General features: G+C 70.2%; 13 protein-coding genes. 5 read left to right on the forward strand and 8 right to left on the reverse strand.

Annotation, left to right across the window (positions count from 1 at the left end; all coding sequences use genetic code 11):
* Positions 1 to 14: 14 nt before the first annotated feature.
* Together BJ998_RS35725 and BJ998_RS35730 are read right to left on the reverse strand one after the other, a co-directional pair.
* Positions 15 to 1112: an enolase C-terminal domain-like protein gene (locus BJ998_RS35725; protein ID WP_184867703.1), complete on the reverse strand. Its 1098-nt coding sequence runs from the start codon at positions 1110 to 1112 to the stop codon at positions 15 to 17.
* A 77-nt stretch (positions 1113 to 1189) separates the two neighbouring features.
* Positions 1190 to 1939, reverse strand: a complete 750-nt coding sequence (locus BJ998_RS35730; protein ID WP_184867704.1) for a FadR/GntR family transcriptional regulator — start codon at positions 1937 to 1939, stop codon at positions 1190 to 1192.
* A gap of 193 nt (positions 1940 to 2132) precedes the next feature.
* On the opposite strand from BJ998_RS35730, the gene BJ998_RS35735 reads away from it, so the two are divergent.
* A complete protein-coding gene (locus BJ998_RS35735) occupies positions 2133 to 2300 on the forward strand; it encodes a hypothetical protein (protein WP_376775959.1) in 168 nt (55 codons plus the stop codon).
* A 48-nt stretch (positions 2301 to 2348) separates the two neighbouring features.
* Here the strand turns inward: BJ998_RS35735 and car are convergent, their stop codons facing one another.
* The 5 genes from car to BJ998_RS35760 all read right to left on the reverse strand — a co-directional run bounded on the left by car (position 2349) and on the right by BJ998_RS35760 (position 9443).
* Positions 2349 to 5765, reverse strand: coding sequence for a carboxylic acid reductase (gene car / locus BJ998_RS35740; protein WP_184867705.1), 3417 nt, complete (start codon positions 5763 to 5765; stop codon positions 2349 to 2351).
* Positions 5766 to 5865: 100 nt separating this feature from the next.
* A complete protein-coding gene (locus BJ998_RS35745; protein ID WP_184867706.1) occupies positions 5866 to 6822 on the reverse strand; it encodes an NAD-dependent epimerase/dehydratase family protein in 957 nt (318 codons plus the stop codon).
* A complete protein-coding gene (locus BJ998_RS35750; protein WP_184867707.1) occupies positions 6819 to 8102 on the reverse strand; it encodes an MAB_1171c family putative transporter in 1284 nt (427 codons plus the stop codon). The genes BJ998_RS35745 and BJ998_RS35750 overlap by 4 nt, the downstream gene beginning before the upstream one ends.
* Positions 8099 to 8689, reverse strand: coding sequence for a hypothetical protein (locus BJ998_RS35755; protein WP_184867708.1), 591 nt, complete (start codon positions 8687 to 8689; stop codon positions 8099 to 8101). The genes BJ998_RS35750 and BJ998_RS35755 overlap by 4 nt, the downstream gene beginning before the upstream one ends.
* Before the next feature lie 22 nt (positions 8690 to 8711).
* Positions 8712 to 9443 (reverse strand): helix-turn-helix transcriptional regulator, encoded by a 732-nt coding sequence (locus BJ998_RS35760; RefSeq protein ID WP_184867709.1) that lies wholly within the window; start codon positions 9441 to 9443, stop codon positions 8712 to 8714.
* Positions 9444 to 10233: 790 nt separating this feature from the next.
* Here BJ998_RS35760 and BJ998_RS35765 point away from each other — a divergent pair.
* The gene (locus BJ998_RS35765; RefSeq protein ID WP_312890486.1) at positions 10234 to 11148 is read left to right on the forward strand and encodes an alpha/beta hydrolase; all 915 of its coding nucleotides are present in this window, start codon (positions 10234 to 10236) and stop codon (positions 11146 to 11148) included.
* 178 nt (positions 11149 to 11326) lie between these two features.
* Positions 11327 to 15796, forward strand: coding sequence for a glycoside hydrolase family 3 C-terminal domain-containing protein (locus BJ998_RS35770; protein ID WP_184867710.1), 4470 nt, complete (start codon positions 11327 to 11329; stop codon positions 15794 to 15796).
* A 37-nt stretch (positions 15797 to 15833) separates the two neighbouring features.
* On the opposite strand, the gene BJ998_RS35775 is transcribed toward BJ998_RS35770, so the two are convergent.
* Entirely contained in the window at positions 15834 to 16394 is a 561-nt protein-coding gene (locus BJ998_RS35775; RefSeq protein WP_184867711.1) for a TetR/AcrR family transcriptional regulator, read from the reverse strand.
* Between the two features lie 80 nt (positions 16395 to 16474).
* Here BJ998_RS35775 and BJ998_RS35780 point away from each other — a divergent pair, with 80 nt between their 5' ends.
* Positions 16475 to 17341 (forward strand): aldo/keto reductase, encoded by an 867-nt coding sequence (locus tag BJ998_RS35780; RefSeq protein WP_184867712.1) that lies wholly within the window; start codon positions 16475 to 16477, stop codon positions 17339 to 17341.
* A gap of 5 nt (positions 17342 to 17346) precedes the next feature.
* Complete coding sequence (locus tag BJ998_RS35785; RefSeq protein WP_221338239.1) at positions 17347 to 18996, forward strand: CocE/NonD family hydrolase; 1650 nt, start codon at positions 17347 to 17349, stop codon at positions 18994 to 18996.
* The last annotated feature ends 4 nt before the right edge of the window (positions 18997 to 19000 follow it).

Here is a 19000-nt window from a genome sequence, read left to right on the forward strand (position 1 = left end):
CGGGGTGGAAATGATCAGGCGGCGCGCTCCACGTACGGCGACAGGGTGGCGCCGTAGCCGAACTCGGCGGGAAGGGCGATGCCGGGCGAAGTCGGGGCGTGGACGAGCCCCTCGGCGTCCACGTGGCGTTCCCGCCGCACGGACGTCGACGTCACCAGCGACTCGTAGTACGTGGTGTTCGGGATGGCCATGCACAGGTGGTGGTTCGGGATGTCCGAACCGTGCACCTCGGCGCGCAGCCGGTAGGCGTCGGCCAGGTGCGCGATCCGCATGGCGCCGGTGATTCCGCCGCGCAACGTGGTGCCGGTGCGGACACCGAACGTGGCGGCCCCGGCGGCGATGAAGTCGCCGGAGTTCATGTGGGAGCCGTCCGAGGTCTCGGCCACCAGCAGCGGGACGCGGACCAGCCGGGCGAGCTGCCGGTACGCGGTCACGCTGAACTCGCGCATCGGCTCCTCGTACCAGAGGTAGTCCGCCTCGCTGAGCGCCGAGCCGAGGTAGACGGCGTCGGGCAGGTCGAAACCGGCCGACCCGTCGTACATCAGCGGCACGTCGGGGCCGACGTGCTCGCGCAGCGCGACGCACAGCGCGGCGTCGCGGCGGGCGTCGCCCCAGGCGTGCAGCTTGACACCGCGGTAGCCGAGCTTGAGGCACTGGTCCGCGACGTCGAGGAACTCGCTCGTCGAGTCGAATGTGGACGTCGACGCGTAGGCGGGGATCTTGTCGCGGTAGCCGCCGAGCACCTGCCACACGGGTTGGTCGTAGAGGCGGCCGGCGAGGTCCCAGAGCGCGATGTCCACCAGCCCCAGGGTGGGTAGCGGCAGCTCCTGGATGCGGTCCAGCTCCCACATCCGGTGCCAGATCCACTCGCGCCGCAACGGATCCTGGCCGACCAGCTCGTCACGGAAGACGCGGTCCACCAGGTCGTCCAGCATGACGCCGGCGCCAGGCCGGGCGAACAGGGCGACGCCCTCGACGCCCGCGTCCGTGCCGATGCGCAGCACGGCGCCGTCGCCGGTGGCGGGGCTGCCGGACAGGCCGTCGCGCCAGTGGAACGGCGGTTCCGTCGGCGGGACGTGGATCCGGTGCGACTCGACGTGCGTGATCTTCACAGTCCGTCCATTGTGGAGAATTGCGGGCAGGGGGCATCGCCACACCGGGTTCACGGTGTGGTCTTCGGCTGGGAAGGTCAGTCCATCTTGAACATCCGGTTGCGGATCTTGCGTTCGAACTGGCGCTGCGTGGTGTCGATGTGCGCGATCATCAGCTGCACCGCGCGGTCCGGGTCGCCCTCGGCGATGGCGTCGGCGATCGCGACGTGCTGGCGGCCGGCGACCTCCAGCGAGCCGGGCACGTCGCCGTGGAACAGCAGGGTGTCGGTCTGGGCCGCGAAGCGGCGGACGTTCACCACGTCGGCCTGCAGGAAGATGTTGTCGGCGGCGATCGCCACCGCGTCGTGGAACTGCTTGTCCGCGTTGGCGAAACCCTGCACGTCCATTTCCGTCCCGGCGCGCAGCGACTCCGCCGCGCTCTCCCGGATCGCCCGCACCTGGATCGGCGTGGCCAGCGACGCCGCGCGGCGGGCGGTTTCCGCCTCGATCAGCCGGCGGAAGTCCAGCAGCATCGACACGTGCGCCATGTCCGTCGGCTGGAAGTGCGCCAGTTCCTCCTCCGCCAGCGTCTTGTCCGCCGCCACGAAGATGCCCGCGCCGCGGCGCACGCTCAGCCGGCCGATCGCCGCCAGCACCTTCACCGCCTCGCGCATCTGGTTGCGGGTCGTGCCCAGCAGCTCGGCCAGCCCCTGCTCGGTGGGCAGCCGGTCGCCCGGGTGCAGGTTCTGCTCGGCGATGTGCTGCAACAACCGCTCCGCCACCAGCTCGTAGCCCGGCCGGTACCGGTCACCGCCGTCCTGCGCACGCTCGGCGCTGTCCCCCGCCATGGACCCTCCGCCCGTCGATAAAGCCGACTCATGTGTGGATGAGTATGAACTATCGCGACCGAAGCGCAAGACCCTTGGCTTGAATCAGACTCATTGCTGGGTGTGACGGTGTGGTCACCGCGTTGACGTGGGGTTTCGCCCCAAGGTCAGCGATGGCCGGCGGCCCTGCGGACAGCGACCGCGCGTTGCTTCATTGACGCCGTCACGTTGCCGGAACCTCCACGAGCAGCCCGGCAGCGGATATGTCCACGTCGGGCGGAACCTGGGCGCGACGCCGGTGGTGCCGGAGGTGCTCTACGAGCCCCCGGTCGGGCAGCCGCCGGCGGTGGACGCGCCCAACCCGGGCTGCGACTTCCAGTGACTTCGACGTCCCGGCCTGGACCAGGCCAGGCCGGGACGATCACCGGGGTCAGATCAGGCGCAGCTGCCGCAGGTCGGCGGCGTACTTGTGGATGAGGTCGGCGGTGATGTGCGGGATGTCCTTGTCGGGACCGATCTTGGCGGCCTGGACGGCGGCCCGGAAGCGGTCGGCGGGGACGCCGGCGCCGTCGACGGCCTCGGCCGGCTGGGCGAATGCGGCCAGCAGGGGCAGCAGGGAGTGCTGGCGCTGCTTCTCGGGCAGGGCCCGGATGCCCTGCTCGAACCGGGTGAACCACTCGGCATAGTCGTCGATGCGGGTGATGGTGTTGCCGGCCTCGATCAGCCAGTCGACGATGACGTCGAGGGAGACGCCGTCGGCATGGGGGTTGAGCACGTTGAAGGTCCGGTAACCCTGGCAGACCTCGGAGCCGATGGCGGTGATGGACTCGGCGGTGAAGTCGGCCGGCAGGCCGTCGTAGTGGGCGGGGCCGGAGTCGGGGCGGTAGAAGGACTTCGGCGCGACGCCGGTGGCGATCAGGCTGACCAGCAAGCGGGTGAACATGTCGGGCACGTTGAGCTGGCCGCGGTACCGGCTGTGCGCGAGGATCATGTCGGACCGGAACACGGCGACGGGCAGCCCGCACAGGTCGAAAGCCTCCCGCAGCAGGACCTCGCCGGCCCACTTGCTGACGGCGTACCCGTTGGCGTAGCCGTCGCCCAGCTCGCGGACGGGGCTGGTGACCCGGATGTCGGCGTCCTCGTCGGCGATGGCGGCGTCGCCCTCGGTCACGGCGACCGTGGACAGGTAGGTGACGGGCTTGATCCGCGAGGTCAGGGCCAGCCGGATCAGCTCGGCGGTGCCGACGACGTTCGGCCCGAACAGCTGGTCGTACGGCAGCACGTGGTTGACCAGCGCGGCCGGGTGCGAGATCAGGTCGACGGTGTCGGCCAACCGCCGCCACGTCGGCTGGTCCAGGCCCAGGTCGGGCTCGCCGACGTCACCGGCCACCACCTCCAGGTGCTCGGCGGCCAGCTCGCGGAAGTGCCGCAGCAGCTCCGCGTCGCCGCTGTCGAACGCCTCCTCCAGCCGTGCGCGGGCCGCCTCGGCGTCCCGGCCCCGGACGATGCAGATCAGCCTGCCGCCGACCGGCGCGAGCCGCTCCAGCCACTCCAGGCACAGGAACCGGCCGAGGTAGCCGTTGGCTCCGGTGAGCAAGACCGTCCTGATTGGACCATCGCGGCGCGGCAGCGCTGCGGCGGCGGCCAGGGTCTCCGCGTCGATGAACTTGGCCAGCTTGAGATCGGCGGCCCGCGCCCGCGTGGCGCCGGCGCCGTGCACGGTGGCGAAAGTCGGCTGCCTCGAACCGGATTTCACGTCCGCCTCGATGATCCCGGCCAGCCGGCGCAGCGTGTTGGCGGCGCTGATCACCACGCCGACCGGCACGTCGACCTCGAAGATCTCCTTGAGCAGATTCGAGAACGTCAACGCGGACAGCGAATCGCCGCCGAGGTCGGTGAAGTGCGCGTCCGGCGACGGGGCGCTGGACGACCGGCCGAGCACCGCCTGCGCGGCCCGCAGCACGGCAGTGAGCACCGGCTGCTCGCGACCGGCCCGGCGCAGCTCGTCGAGCTCGCTGGTCTCGCGGTCGGCCAGCTCGGCGTAGAGCTGCTCCAGCCGCGGGCCGTAGCGGTCCTTCAGCCGCGGCCGCATCAGCTTGCGGATGTCGGACAGCAGCCCGTTCTCGGTGCTGAACGGCTCGTCCTCGATCAGGAAGTCCCGGGGGATCTCGTACGAGTTCAGCCCGGCTTCCTTGGCGATCCGCTGCAGCGACTCGGCGATGCCCGGCCGGGAGGCGCCCTCGGCGGGCACGACCACCGCGAGCAGGTAGGCGCGCTCGCTGCTGCCGTAGACGTAGATCTGCCGGATCAGCGGGCTCGCCGCGAACAACGCCTCCAGCTTCGACACGGCCACGAACTCGCCCTGCGACAGCTTGAGCACGTTCTTGCGGCGGTCCACGTACACCAGGCGGTCCGGCTCGATCTCGGCCACGATGTCGCCGGAGCGGTAGTAGCCGTCCTCGGTGAAGAACTCGGTGTTGAGCTCGGGCCGCTTGTAGTAGCCGGGGATGATCGTCTCGGTCCTGAGCAGCAGCTCGCCGCGCGGGTGCGGGCTGTCGGTGCGGAAGTAGCCCAGCTCCGGCACGTCGTCCAGCCGGTAGTCGATGACCGGCGGCCGCGCCACCCGGCCGTCGATCATGATCGCGCCCGCCTCGGTGGAGCCGAAGCCGTCGCGCAGCGGGAAGCCGAGGCAGTCGGCGATGAACGCGCCGACCTCCGCGGACAGCGGCGCCGAGCCCGTGGCGGCCCACACGACGCGACCGCCGAGGAAGGTCTTGCGCAGCCGCGTGCTGTCCTGGCCCTTGTGCCGCTGGTAGAGCATGTCGCAGACGCGCGGCACCAGCATCAGCTCGGCCGGGCGCGCCAGCTCGATGTCCTCGAACAGCGTGGACAGGTCGCTGCGTGCGGTGAAGTAGGTGACGCCGCCCTTGGCGAGGGACCCGACCAGCATCGCGCGGCCGGCGACGTGGCTCATGGGCATGTAGCTCAGGCCGACGCCCGGGTGGTCGGAGGCGTCCGCGAACCAGCCGCGCCACAGGTTGCTCACCAGCCGGGCCGGGTACATCGCGCCCTTCGGCGCGCCGGTGCTGCCGGAGGTGTAGATCAGCAGGGCCAGCTCTTCGGGGTCCCATTCGTGCGTGGGAACGGGCGGCAGCGTGCGGCCGCGGGCGATGACGTCGGCCAGTGAGTCGAGGGCGACAGGGCGGCCGCTCTCGGCGAGTCGTCGGCGGGCGGCCTCGAACTTCTCCCGCTCGTCGTCCACGTCAGGGTGGTAGTCGAACACGACGACGCGGCGCAGCGACGTGCTCTCCGCCGTCGTGTCGATGGCCAGATCCACCAGCTCGATGCTGGTGGCGACGATCAGCGGCTCGGTCTCGGCGACGATCGGCTTGAGGTGGGCGGCCGTCGCGCTGTTCTGCAGCGGCACCGCCACCGCGCCGCTGCGCAGGCACGCCAGGTCGATCACCGCGTAGTCGGGGCTGGTGAAGCCCAGCGTGCAGACGATGTCACCGGCGTCGAGCGGCCGCTCGCCGTGCCGGCGCCAGTCGGCGGCGATCGCCGCGGCCCGGTCCCGCGCCTCGCGGTAGGTGATGGCCTCGAAGCGCGGCAGCAGCCGCCGCGTGGTGCGGCCGGTCGCGGGATCGACCACCGGTTCCGAGGCCCGCTCGGCCAGCGCCGGGCGGTCCGCGTAGGCCGCCGTCACCGTCTCGACCTGCCGATCGAGCGAGGTGCTCGGATCCCTGAGCACGGCGGTGACGGCGGGGTCCGGCATGGCGTCCCGGAGTTCCTCGTCGACGGCGAGCAGTTCCTCCAGACGAGCGACGTCCTGTTCCCCAGATAGTTGCATACATTAACTATCTGCCTCTGGGTGGTGACTCGTCCACTCGGTGCAACTGTGAGCAACGACTCACCGTGCCCGAGCGTTTACGCCTGGTAGTATGTCCAGCTCAGTTCGACACGGCCAGCGCGGTGTCCCGAATCGCCCGGTCGAGGTCGGCGTGCTTGATGCCGAGCTTCTGGCCCGCGATCTCGGTGTCGACGAACATGTCGGACGCGTGCAGCCGGCCGACCTTCACGATGTTGAAGCCGGACCGGACGCCCTCGTTGCGCCGCCGCAGGTTGCGCAGCCGGAAGTACGCCGCCGTCTCCATCGGGCCCAGCCGCCACACCCGTTGCGGCGCGTGGCCCGACGCCACGGCGAGCCGGCGCAGCAGGTCGGCCCAGCTGATGTTCGCCGTGGCGATGGGGAAATCGCCGTCGACGCGCTTGTCCAGGGCGGCCACCGTCGCATCGGCCACTTCGGACACAGCGGCCACCGCGGTCCCGCCGGGATAGACCACGATTCCCTTGCCCTGGGCCATTTGCTGCACGTACGGGTCGAGCGCCGAGGGGCGGCCCGGCGTCGCGCCGAGAACGTACGGCAGCTCCAACACCGCCAGCGACATCCCGTCGCCGGCGGCGCGGCGGGCCCACGCCGCCTGCTCGATCCGGCTCTGGATGTAGGGACTTCCCTCGTGCAGGCGGGAATCGGGGTTCTCGCGGTTCAGCGTCACGTAGTAGCTGCCGAGCAGCACCGCCCGGTCGCAGCCCGTGCGCCGGGCCGCCGCCAGCAGGCGCACCACCGGCTCGACGTTGCTGGCGCGGTAGAAGGCGGCCGTGTCGACGTCTTGTGGTGAGAAGAAGGCGGCCGCCGCGGCGTGGACCACGCCGTCGTGCCCGGCCAGCAGACCGTCCAGGTCCTCATCGGAGAGCTTCTGCGCGTCGGCGGCGTGGAAGGCGACCGCCGCCGGGGTGGTGGCCGGGCGGTTCCGGGCCAGCACGGAAACCTCGTGCCCCCGCTCCAGAAGCTTGTGGACGATGTGGTGGCCGACGAACCCCGTGCCGCCTACCAGCAGGACCTTCAAGAAACGTCTCCTCGTTCGATGACCGGCACCGGCGCGGCGAGAACCGCCGCGACGACAGGGGAGTGGAAGTACAGGTCGGAGATGAGCAGCCAGCGCCGCGCCTCCTGCGCGGACGTGCCGTCGTCGGTCCGGGCGGCGAGCGGCGCGGGCGGGGCGCTCTGCCGTGGACGATTCGCGAGGTAGGCGGCGCGGCCGGCCGCCAGGCCGGCGGCGTCCACGACGGCGGCCAGCGCCTCGCCGGTGAGACCCTGTTCGCGGCCAAGGGCTTCGGCTTCGGCGTACGTCTCCGGCGGCGTGAAGCGGCGCAGGGTCTGCTGGAAGTCGGCCAGCTCGATGGTCCGTCGATAGAGGTTGTGCTTGGCCCGTAACCGAAACAGGTCGGTCAACCGGGACCGGGACGGATCGAGCGCCTCCGCCGGCAGTGCGCGCCACAGCTCCGCCCACAGCGGGTAGAGGTCGACATAGGTGCGGTAGTACTGCCACCACAAACGCATGCTGTGCAACATCTTCCGCACGGGTCGCAGGTACGGACTCGCCGCGAGCACGGAGTACAGGCCGGTCGCGGACAGGCCGAGCATCGTGCACGCGCCGGCGACCGTGATCGGCCAGCTCTCCACCGACGCCTGCGACCACGGCGGCACGACCCCACCGAGCAGCGCGACCTGGTAGCCGACCACGTGCACGTCGGTGATGATCGCGATCAGCGCGCCCAGCGAGTAGATCCACAGGGTGATCGACAGCCAGCGGACCGACGCGGCCTTGCGCGCCCAGCGCTGGTTGACGCGCACCAGCTCCTGCAGCGGATACATCAGGTAGACGACCAGCAGCAGCCAGGTGATCGGGCCGATCGGCGAGTCGGCCGGGCCGCCGGTCATGAACCGGCCGTTCGGCCCGAAGTCGAAGTCCCGCGCATGCGGCGCCAGCGCGAACAGTCCGATGAGGACAGTGCAGGAGATCAGCACGCCGGTGAGGTGCTGCGACATCCGCCGCGCCGACACCCTCGGCTCGTCGAGCGTGAAGTGGACGTAGCACAGCATGAAGTACTGGCACAGGATGCCGGCGACGATGTGCGCGGGCCACGTGACGTTCACGTCGCCGATGACCAACCGGTCGGAGACCGGCGGCAGGCGCACCACCGCGGCGGCCAAGGCGAACAGTGCCCCCAGCGCCAGGGCGCGCAGCTGGGGCGTGCGTCCGCCCTGGGCCACCCGGTGCAGCACCGTGATCACGCAGACCAGCGCCGGCACCGCGCCGACCGGCACGGCGGCCGCCAGGTTCACGGCCGCTTCCGGGGGCCGAGCGTCGACATGAAGCGGGCGATCACCGCGAGGTCGGACGGATCCGGCGGCGGGATCGGGTGGATCAGGCGCGCCTCCGACACCCGTGCGCCGAGCTCGGTCGCGAACCGCTCGGCCGCCTCCTCCTGCTCGTCCACGTAACCACAGTTCGACCGGCACAGCCCGGCGCGGACGGTTCGCTTGATCACCTGCGGCTGCAGGTCCGGAAGCAGCGCGGACATCAGCCGCAGCTGCAGGCCGTCGATGTCCTCGGTCGACAGGTGGCCGAGCAGCATGTGCGCGACCTCGTGGAACACGGCGTGGCGCTGCGTCGCCTGCGGCGCCGTGTCGTCGTACACGATGCAGTCCAGGCGCGGGGCCTTCACCCACAGGCCCGAGAACGGCGCCGCCACATCCGGCACCACCTCGGAGAACGGCACCAGGCTCACCGGGCGGTTGCGCAACCGCGCCAGCCGCCGGACGAACGCGTCCAGGTCCGTGCCCACGGGCACCGCCGCCAGCAGGTCCCGGACGGCGCGCGCGACCTGCCGCTGCCGGTGTGCCCGGCCCAGCCACGACGTGAAACCCAACGAAATCCCCCCAGGAATGTGCTCAGGCCGGCGGCTCGCCGGCTTGCTCGGCGTCCCGCTCGCGGACGTGCCGGAGGACCGCGGCGAGCACGCTGAGCGACGACGTGTCGCCGAGGTGTCGGGCCGCCATCGGCATCAGGTCCGCGAGCAGGTCGAGCTGCTCGTTCACGCCGGCGATCAGCTTGGCGTCGGTGTCGGTGAGGTAGGCGGCCGGCACGCCGAAGTGCTCCGCGAGCGCCTGGAGCAGCCTGAGCCCCGGGTCGTCCTCGGAACCGTCCCGCACGCGGCGGATCTGCGCCACGTCCACGCCGATCGCGGCGGCCACCGCGTCGTCGGTGTACGGGGCGGCGGTCGGCCCGTTCGGCCGGACCTTGTCGAACAGGTTGTTCACCCGGTCCCGCACCGACGGCTGCTTCAGGTACAGCGGCAGCTCGCCGACCGGGATCTCGTCCTTCACCAGGTACGTGACGTCGACGCCGAAGAAGTCCGCCAGCTTCTGGATCAGCTTGAGGTTCGGGTTGTCCCGCTGGCCGTAGCGGAGCTGGGTGACGTAGGTGTCCGTCGACCCGATCGCCCGGGCGACCGCGCTGTGGCTGTACTCCGTGCGCCGGCGGGGCGCGTGCGGGTTGCCCGTGGCCGCGACGTCGCGGGCGTGCTGGTGGTCGGAGACGGGTCGCAGCTGCCGTGCGAACAACGCCTGGATCTTCGCCGCCAGCGGCCCCAGCTCGCCGTCCTGGCGCGGTGGTGTCGCCATGCGCCGAGCGTAACCGAGTTGCTTCGCCCGCGGATACGGTTGGTGAAACCAGCTACCGGTTGCGGACGTCAACCGGTCACCGGCCGTCGAACCGATTCACGGACCGGGAGCTGGGCGTATTGGCCAATTACCTGAGCGGTGGGCGCCGGTAAGTTCACTGCTCCGTTCGAGTGAGGTTGCCACTCGTAACGGTGTTTTGAGTTGGCATCGATGACATGCTGGGCGTCGGGATGATCGTGAGGCCGCGTCGACGTCCCGTAGGGGGGAGGAGGCGAGGGCGACTTCGCCTCCCGTTCCGGCGCCGTCCGCGTTCGAGGGTCCCCAGCCCTTCGGACCCGGGTCGCTCACGACGTCCTCGGGCCCGCCCGCGTTCAGGTTCCCCGGCGCGGGCGGGCTCTTTCGCTTTGCCGCGTCCCGGAGTCGATCAGCGCTGCCGGCCCGGTCGTCGGCAGCGCCAACCAGTGGCACGTCGCCCCACCAAGTGAGGACTCCTCGTGTCGCTGGGCGGCATCGCGATCACGGCGGCCGTCTGTCTCATGGTGGTGGACTGCGGCCGGCCGTCGCCGCCGAGGGGGCCGACTCGCTCCTTTAGTTCCAACAGAACGTCGTTCCAACAGAACGCCGGTGTGGAACACGGTTGAGCGCCTCCTTTCTGGATGCCCTTCGGGTATCACGGGAGTGGGAAGTGGTATTGGACGTCGGCGCACGGCGTCGCCACGATGGAATCCGCTTCGGCACATTCCGCGACAGGCGGAAAGCATTCCCGGACACAGGGACAGATGGAAGGCTCGTGAAAACCGTGCGACACGATATCGAATTCGACGCCGAGGGTGCGTTGCTGCGTGGCTGGTTCTATGAGCCGGAAGGGGTGGCGGGGCCGGCTCCGTGTGTGGTGATGGCGCACGGCTGGTCGTCCACCAAGGAGATGTATCTGGACAGGTTCGCCGAGGTGTTCGCGGCGGCGGGGTTGGCGGCGGTGGTGTACGACAATCGTGGTTGGGGTGCGTCGGAGGCCGCCGCGGGCAAGCCGCGGCACGAGATCGATCCGTTCGAGCAGATCCGGGACTACCAGCACGCGATCACGTTCGCGCAGAACCACCCGCGGGTGGATCCCGACCGGATCGGCGTCTGGGGCACCAGTTTCTCGGCGGCGCATGCCTTCGTGGTCGCGGCGATCGACCGCCGGGTCAGGGCCGTGAGCGGTCAGGCGCCGTTCATCAGCGGCCGGGCGACGTACGCCAACCTCGCTCGGGTGCGCAACCTCGTGGTGGGGCCAGCGATGTTCACCGCTGACCGGCGCGCGCGTGCGGAAGGCAAGCCGCCGGTGATGGTGCCGGTGGTGGGAACCGACCCGGACGAGCTGGTCGGCTTGCCGACTCCCGACTCGTACGAGTACTTCACGCACGCCCGGGCGGAACTGGACCCGGCGTGGCCGAACGAGGTGACGCTGCGCAGCCTCGACAACTTCTACGGGTACGAGCCGGCGCGCTATCTCCCGGACGTGACGCCGACGCCGCTGCTGATGATCGTCGGTCGTGAGGACGGCCTGACCGGCGGGAATCTCGCGGCCTCGGCGTTCCAGACGGCGGCCGAGCCGAAGAAGATCGTGTTCTTGCCCGGCGGTCACTTCGCGGCGTACACGGGTGACGGGTTCGCCATCGCGTCGCAGGCGTCCCGGGACTGGTTCCTGCGGCATCTCGCATGACCCGAGCCTTTCTCCGTCAGTGCTCCGAAGTCCCGGACGAGACAAACCAGCGGACAAGGCATTGACCGTGACCGGTCGCGTGGAGAGACTCGCCTCGCCGCCAGAGTTAGTTCGACTTTGCTACTAACCTCGGAAGGCTTGGCCGGGGGACCGGGCCGGAGGGCAAGACGGAGGCGTGATGGCACGTTCGACCTGGTTCGGTCCCCGCAGGGTGGTCGCCCTCGCGGCCGCCCTGCCGCTGGTGTTGGCGGTGACGCCCGCCGACGGCGCGGCGGCCGCCGCCCGGGTGCCGGTGTACCTGGACACCCACTACTCGTTCGCCGAGCGCGCGGCCGACCTCGTGTCCCGCATGACGCTGCCGGAGAAGGTCGCCCAGCTGGAGACGACCGCTCCCGGCATCCCGCGGCTGGGTGTGCAGGAGTACAACTACTGGAGCGAGGGCCAGCACGGCGTCAACTCGCTGCACGACGACCTCAACCACGGCGACCACCCGGACAACCCGCCGGTGGCGACCAGTTTCCCCACCAACTTCGCGGCGACGATGTCGTGGGACCCGGCCCTGATCTACGACGAGACGACGGCGATCTCCGACGAGGCGCGAGGCTTCCTCGACAAGTCCTTGTTCGGGGTCGACCAGAACAACCTGGGCGACTCCCGGGACAACTACGGGCATCTCACCTACTGGGCGCCGACGGTCAACCTGGATCGCGACCCGCGCTGGGGCCGCACGGATGAGGCGTTCGGCGAGGATCCCTACCTGGTGTCGACGATGGCGGGCGCGTACGTCAACGGGTTCCAGGGACAGACGATGCAGGGCGCGCCGCTGTCGCCGTACCTGAAGGTCGCCGCCACCGCCAAGCACTACGCGCTCAACAACGTCGAGCAGGACCGCACCGGCGTCACCTCCGACGTCACCGACGCCAACCTGCGTGACTACTACACGGCGCAGTTCGCCAGCCTGGTGCGGGACGCGCACGTCGCCGGCCTGATGACGTCGTACAACGCGATCAACGGCACGCCGTCGGTGGCCGACACCTACACCACCAACCAGCTGGCGCAGCGCACCGACGGGTTCACCGGCTACATCACGTCGGACTGCGGCGCCATCGGCACCACGTACAAGACGTTCCCCGACGGCCACGACTGGGCGCCGCCGGGCTGGACCACCGACGGCAAGGGCGAAGCCGCCACGTGGACCAACACCACGACCGGCGTGAAGGTGTCCGCCGTCGCGGGCGGTCTGGCGTACGCGCTGCGCGCCGGCACCGGCCTGGACTGCGGCGGCCTGGAGAACACCGTGGCCAACGTGGAGGCGGCGATCAACGCTGGCATCCTCGGCGTCGGCGTGATCGACAACGACCTGGTCCGCGCGTTCACCATCCGGATGCGGACGGGCGAGTTCGACGGCCCCAAGGCGCACAACCCGTACACGGCGATCACCAAGGCCGCCATCCAGAGTCCCGCGCACCAGCAGCTGGCCCGGAAGGTCGCCGACAACTCCTTGGTGCTGCTGAAGAACGAGGCGCTGCTGCCGGTGCAGCCGAAGTCGCTCAACAAGGTCGTCATCGTCGGCGATCTCGCCGGCAAGGTCACCCTCGGCGGCTACTCCGGCAATCCGACGTTGCAGGTCAGCCCGGTCGCCGGCATCACCGACGAGGTGAAGAAGGCCAACCCGAACGCGTCCGTCGTGTTCGACGCTGCCGGCACGTCCACCACCGCCACCGGCGCCGCGACGCTGAGCGCACGGACCAGGGCCGACATCGCCGCGGCCGACCTGGTCATCGTCTTCGTCGGCACGGACACGACCATCGCGTCCGAGGGCACCGACCGGCCGAGCATCGCCATGCCCGGCAACTACACCTCGCTCATCGACCAGGTCACCGCGCTGGGCAACGAGCACACGGCGCTGGTGATCCAGTCCAACGGTCCCGTCGACATCGCCGACGAGCAGGCCAAGTTCCCGGCCGTCGTGTTCAGCGGCTACAACGGTGAGAGCCAGGGGACCGCGCTGGCCGACGTGCTGTTCGGCCGGCAGAATCCGGACGGGCACCTGAACTTCACCTGGTACGCCGACGACAGCCAGCTCCCGGCGATGTCCAACTACGGGCTCACCCCGTCGCAGACCGGCGGTCTCGGCCGGACCTACCAGTACGCCACCACCACACCCACGTACCCGTTCGGCTACGGCCTGAGCTACTCGTCGTTCGCCTATGCCGACGTCAAGGCCGACACCCGGCACGTGTCGGCGGACGGAACGGTGAAGGTGGCCCTGACCGTCACCAACACCGGGAAGACCGCCGGCTCCACGGTCGCCCAGCTCTACGCGGCCACGCCGTTCACCGTGCCCGGCGTGGAACTGCCCAGGGAGCGCCTCGCCGCGTTCGCCAAGACCGCGGTGCTGGCGCCGGGCAAGTCGCAGCGGCTCACGCTGTCGGTCAAGATCGCCGACCTGGCGTTCTGGGACGCGAACGCGATGAAGTCGCGGGTGTATCCGGGCGACTACGAGTTCCGGCTCGGCACCGACGCCACGCACATCGGCGCCACGCAACGGGTGTCGGTCACCGGCTCGATCACGCCGAAGGTCGCCGCGGTGACGGTGCAGCCCGAGTCGAGCACGTACCAGGTCGGGCAGACCATCGACCTCACGGGCCGGAACCGCTGGCTCGCCGACGACACCATCCCCAGCCGCGAGCAGCGCAACCTCGCCGTCACCGCCGATCACGTCGTGGAGGCGGTGAACAACGACGGCTCCTTCGCCGACCTCGGCAAGTCCGAGGTGAAATACCGCAGCAGCAACGAATCGGTGGCTCGGGTCAGCCCGCGCGGCGTCGTCACGGCCGTCGGCACCGGCGTGGCGACCATTTCGGCCACAGTGGACGGTGTGACCGGCGCCGCGCCGATCGTCGTCGGCCACGGCCTGAAGATCACCGCGCCGGCCATCGTCGACCCGGTCGAGCCGGCCAGCATCACCACCACCTTCACCAACCCCGGCGCGACCGTGCACGACGTCGCCCTGTCGCTGGCCGTGCCGGCCGGGTGGACGGCGACGCCCAGCACGCCGGCGACCTTCGCCACGGTCGCGGGCAAGGCCACCGTCACCACCACGTGGTCGGTACGGGCCCAGGCCGGCACCGACGGCGGGACGCTGTCCTTCGCCGCCAACGCCACCGTCGGCGGCGCGCACGACAGCACGGCCAGCGCGGACGTCGACGTCGCGTACTCCCGCCTGGCCGCCAGCTTCGACAACACGGGCATCAGCCCGGACAGCAACCACGGCGTCGGCAACTTCGACGGCAACGGGTCGAGCTTCTCGGCGGATGCCCTGGCGGCGGCGGGAATCCACGCCGGAGCGAAGATCACCCACGACGGCTACGCCTTCGCCTGGCCCGACGGCGGCCCGAACGATGTCGCCGCCGGCGGGCAGAGCATCGCACTCGCGGCCGGCGGATCCTCGCTCGGCTTCATCGGCGCGGCGACGTACGGAACCCAAACGGGCAAGGTGACTCTCACCTACACCGACGGCACCACCGAACAGCAGACGCTGTCCTTCGCCGACTGGTACGGCAACCAAGCCGCACCCGGCGGCGACGTCGTCGCGACGATGCCGTACATCAACACCACCAGCGGCACGAACCAGGGCGCGTACAGCCTGTACTTCGCGTCGGTGCCGCTTGATGCCGGCAAGACGCTGCAGTACGTCACTCTGCCCGACATCAGCCACGGCACGTCCGGCGGGTCGCCGTCCATGCACATCTTCGCCATCGCGGCCAAGAACGACTCGCTCGCGGTGACCGCACCGCCGATCGCCCCGCCCGACTCGACGCTCGCGGCCACGACGACCTACACCAACGTCAGCTCGGCGGCGGTGAACGCCGTGACGCTCACGGTGGCCGCCCCTGGTGGCTGGACGGCGACGGCAACGTCACCGGCGAGCTTCGCCACCGTGGCGCCGGGCGCGTCCGTGCAGACGACCTGGCAGCTCAAGGTGCCCGCCGACGCAGCGCCGTCGCGTACGGACCTGACAGCTGTCGCGGCCGTCGGCGGCACGACCGTGACGACCGCAGTCACCGGACTCACAGTGCCGTATCCGAACCTGGCCGCTGCTTTCGACAACAGGGCGATCAGCGACGACGCGACACCGGCGGATGCCGACTTCGACGGTGGCGGCGCCAGCTACTCGACCCAGGCGCTGGCCGCCGTCGGGCTCACCGCCGGCGCGGTGATCAAGCACGACGGCGTGGCCTTCACCTGGCCCGACACCAAGTCGGGGCAGGTCGACAACGTCGTGTCCGGTGGCCAGACCATCCGGCTCGACGGTGCGCCGACCAAGCTCGGCTTCGTCGGCTCGGCGTCGTACGGGCTGACCTCCGGCGTCGGCACCGTCACCTACGACGACGGCAGCACCCAGCAGTTCACCTTGTCGATGGCCGACTGGTACGGCGTCACCGCGCAATCCGGCGGTGACGTGGTGGCCAGCACGGCCTACATCCACAAGCCGCTCAACAGCCAGCCCGGTTTCAGCGTCTACTACAGCCCGGTCGAGCTCCAGCCCGGCAAGACCGCCCGCTACGTGACGCTGCCGGATCTCGGCGACAGCGCCAAGCAGTACCGGCCGACGATGCACCTGTTCGCGATCGGCCTCGGCTGACGTCGTGGGCGGAGGGGCCGCCGGCCCCTCCGCCTGCCTACCGCGTGCGGATCCCGTCGAGGACGATGCCGATGGCCCGCTCGCGCTGGGCGTCGTCCACGTAGATGCCGGCGGTGACGGCGAAGACGAGGCGCATGACGTCGTCGGCGTTGACGTCGGCGCGCACGACACCGGCCTGCTGGGCCTGCTCGAACAGCGGGTCGGCGACGCCGTAGATGGCTTCGCTGCTGGGCTCGTACACCTTGGACTCGCGGGTCAGCACGGTGGCGAGCACGTGTTTGGTCGCCAGGTGCGTGACGAAACGGCTCAACCAGGCGGACAGGGCGGCCCACGGGTCGCTCCGGTCGAGGCCCTGGGCGTAGCGGACGAGGTCGTCGATGCCCGTCAGGTAGACGTGCTCCATCAGGTCGACGCGGGTGGGGAAGTTCCGGTAGAGCGTGGCGATACCGACCCCCGCGCGCCGGGCGATCTCGTCCATGGGCACGTCGGCGCCGAGCGTGGTGTACGCCTCGGTCGCCGCCGTGACCAGGGCGTCGAAGTTGCGCCGTGCGTCGGCGCGGTGTGGCCGGCGTTCGGCGATCAGGTCAGCCAGGTTCATGCCCACCCACCGTCTCCTTGAAAGTGATAACTAGACTCCGTTAAAGTGAGAAGGCGGCTATCGCTCTAGCGGAGGTTCCCATGACACAGGCCATCACGATAGGAGGCGACCTGGCGGTGGGACGCCTCGGCTTCGGCGCGATGCGGCTCACCGGACCGCAGGTCTGGGGCGAGTACCCCGACCGTGACGGCGGCATCGCCGTGCTGCGCGAGGTCGTGGCCGCCGGTGTCACGTTCATCGACACCGCGGACGTCTACGGCCCGCACACCAACGAGATCCTCATCCGCGAGGCGCTGCACCCGTATCCGGACGACCTGGTCATCGCCACCAAGGGTGGGTTCGTCCGCGGCGGCTTCGACTACTCCACGCTCGGCGCCGTCGGCAACCCGAACTACCTGCGGCAGAGCGCCCACATGAGCGCCCGCCGGCTGGGCGTGGACACCATCGACCTGTACTACCTGCACAGCGGCCGGGCCACGGACGCGCCGTTCGAGGACCAGGTCGCCACCCTGGCCGCGCTGCGCGAGGAAGGGCTGATCCGCCACATCGGACTGTCCAATGTGACGCTTGAGCAGTTCAAGGCCGCACAGGCCATTGTGGACATCGCGGCGGTCACGGCCCACTTCAACGCCAGCGCCCGAACCGGCGCGGATCTGTTGCGGGCCGCCGAGGAATGTGGCGTGGTCTTCTCGCCGTGGCATCCGGTCACGCTGACCGAGGGACCCGACACGGACAAGGTCATGGCGGTGATCGAGCCGATCGCCGCCGAGCACGGCGTCACGTCGCGGCAGATCGCGCTGGCCTGGCTGCTGCACCGCTCGCCGGTGATGCTGCCCATTCCGGGCACCACCAGCGTCGCGCACCTGAAGGACAACCTGGCCGCGGCCGAGATCACGCTCTCCGCCGACGAGGTCGCCGCGATCACCGAACTCGCCACGGAGGCGTGAGATCCATGCGTAGCGTTGGTATGGGCGCAAACCTGGTCAGCGCCGCGCTCGGGCGGCGGTGGCGGATGCCGGCCCGGCGCAACCGGGTGCGAGTGGCCCGAGCGGTCGAGGTCCCGATGCGCGACGGCGTCACCCTGCTCGCGGATCACTACGTTCCGGTCACCGCCGAGCGGGTGCCGACCATTCTGGTCCGTTGCCCGTACGGCCGGGGCTTTCTGTACAGCATGTTGACGGCGCAGCTCTACGCCGAGCGCGGCTATCACGTGCTGCTGCAGAGCACGCGCGGCACGTTCGGTTCCGGTGGCACGTTCATGCCCGCGGTCAGCGAGGCCGATGACGGGCAGGACACCGTGGCCTGGCTGCGTACCCAGGACTGGTTCGACGGCCGGCTGGCCACGGCCGGCGGCAGCTATCTCGGCTACACGCAATGGGCGCTCGCGCTGGACCCGCCGCCCGAGCTGACCGCGATGGTCGTGACGATCGGCGTGCACGACATCGGCCGGGCCGGCCACCAGTACGGGCCGGTGGAGTTGTTCAACATGCTGAGCTGGTCCGATCTCCTGTCACACCAGGAAACCGTCGGCGCGGTGCGCGGACTGGTCCGGATGATGCGGGCGGAACGGCGGCTGGCCCCGGCGCTGGACCGGCTCCCGCTGCGAGGTGCCATGGCCGGGCTCGGCGGCAAGGGTGCGCCGTGGTACGACGACTGGATCGAGCGTCCGGACCTGGAGGATCCGTACTGGGAGGGGTTTCGAGCCACCGAAGCCCTCCGGCGAGTCTCCGTGCCGACGTTGCTGATCGGCGGTTGGCACGACTTCTTCATCGACCAGACGTTGGCGCAGTACGAGGCGTTGCGGTCACGTGGCGTCGATGTCGCGATGACCATCGGTCCGTGGACACACCTCACAGTCGACAACGGCATCGCCATGCCGGAGGCACTTTCCTGGCTGGACGCGCACGCCGCAGGCCGGGCGCCGGTGCGCCGGGCAGCGCCGGTGCGGGTGTTCGTCGGCGGGGCCGGGCAGTGGGAGAACCACCAGACCTGGCCGCCCCGGGACACGGAATCCACGACCCTGTATCTGCAGGGTGGAGGACAGCTCGCGGACTCACCGCCCGCGCAGCCGCGAAGTGTCACCGAATTCCGCTATGACCCGCACAACCCGACACCCTCGGTCGGCGGGCGGGTGATGGCGCCCAGCGGTGGGGCACAGGACAATCGCGAACTGGAAGCACGCGACGACGTTCTGGTCTTCAGCACGGAACCGCTCACCAGCGCCGTCGAGGTGCGCGGTGCGCCGGTGGTGGAGCTGCATGTCGCTTCCGACAACGCCAACGCCGACCTGTTCGTCCGGATCTGCGATGTCGACCCGCGCGGCCGTTCCGTCAACGTCACCGATCGGATCATCAGGTGCACCGGGCGGGACACGGTTCCGGGGGAGGTGCGGACGGTGCGAGTCGTGCTCGATGCCACCGCGCACCGGTTCGACGGCGGCCACCGCATTCGGCTGCAGGTCTCCGGCGGCGCGTTTCCCCGGTTCGCCCGCAACCTCGGGACTGGTGAGCACCCGGGCACCAGCACGGAAATGAAGCCCACCACGCACACCGTGTTCCACAACCGGGCGTGGCCGTCGAATATCGTGTTGCCGAGCCGCTGAGATC

The sequence above is a fragment of the Kutzneria kofuensis genome (assembly GCF_014203355.1).
GTDB lineage: Bacteria > Actinomycetota > Actinomycetes > Mycobacteriales > Pseudonocardiaceae > Kutzneria > Kutzneria kofuensis.

Bases quoted from the DNA above. Each gene is read 5' to 3' on its own strand.
- BJ998_RS35775 (WP_184867711.1), bottom strand. From the start codon at position 16,394: ATGAACCTGGCTGACCTGATCGCCGAACGCCGGCCACACCGCGCCGAC.
- car (WP_184867705.1), bottom strand. From the start codon at position 5,765: ATGCAACTATCTGGGGAACAGGACGTCGCTCGTCTGGAGGAACTGCTC.
- BJ998_RS35785 (WP_221338239.1), top strand. From the start codon at position 17,347: ATGCGTAGCGTTGGTATGGGCGCAAACCTGGTCAGCGCCGCGCTCGGG.
- BJ998_RS35760 (WP_184867709.1), bottom strand. From the start codon at position 9,443: ATGGCGACACCACCGCGCCAGGACGGCGAGCTGGGGCCGCTGGCGGCG.
- BJ998_RS35730 (WP_184867704.1), bottom strand. From the start codon at position 1,939: ATGGCGGGGGACAGCGCCGAGCGTGCGCAGGACGGCGGTGACCGGTAC.
- BJ998_RS35770 (WP_184867710.1), top strand. From the start codon at position 11,327: ATGGCACGTTCGACCTGGTTCGGTCCCCGCAGGGTGGTCGCCCTCGCG.
- BJ998_RS35780 (WP_184867712.1), top strand. From the start codon at position 16,475: ATGACACAGGCCATCACGATAGGAGGCGACCTGGCGGTGGGACGCCTC.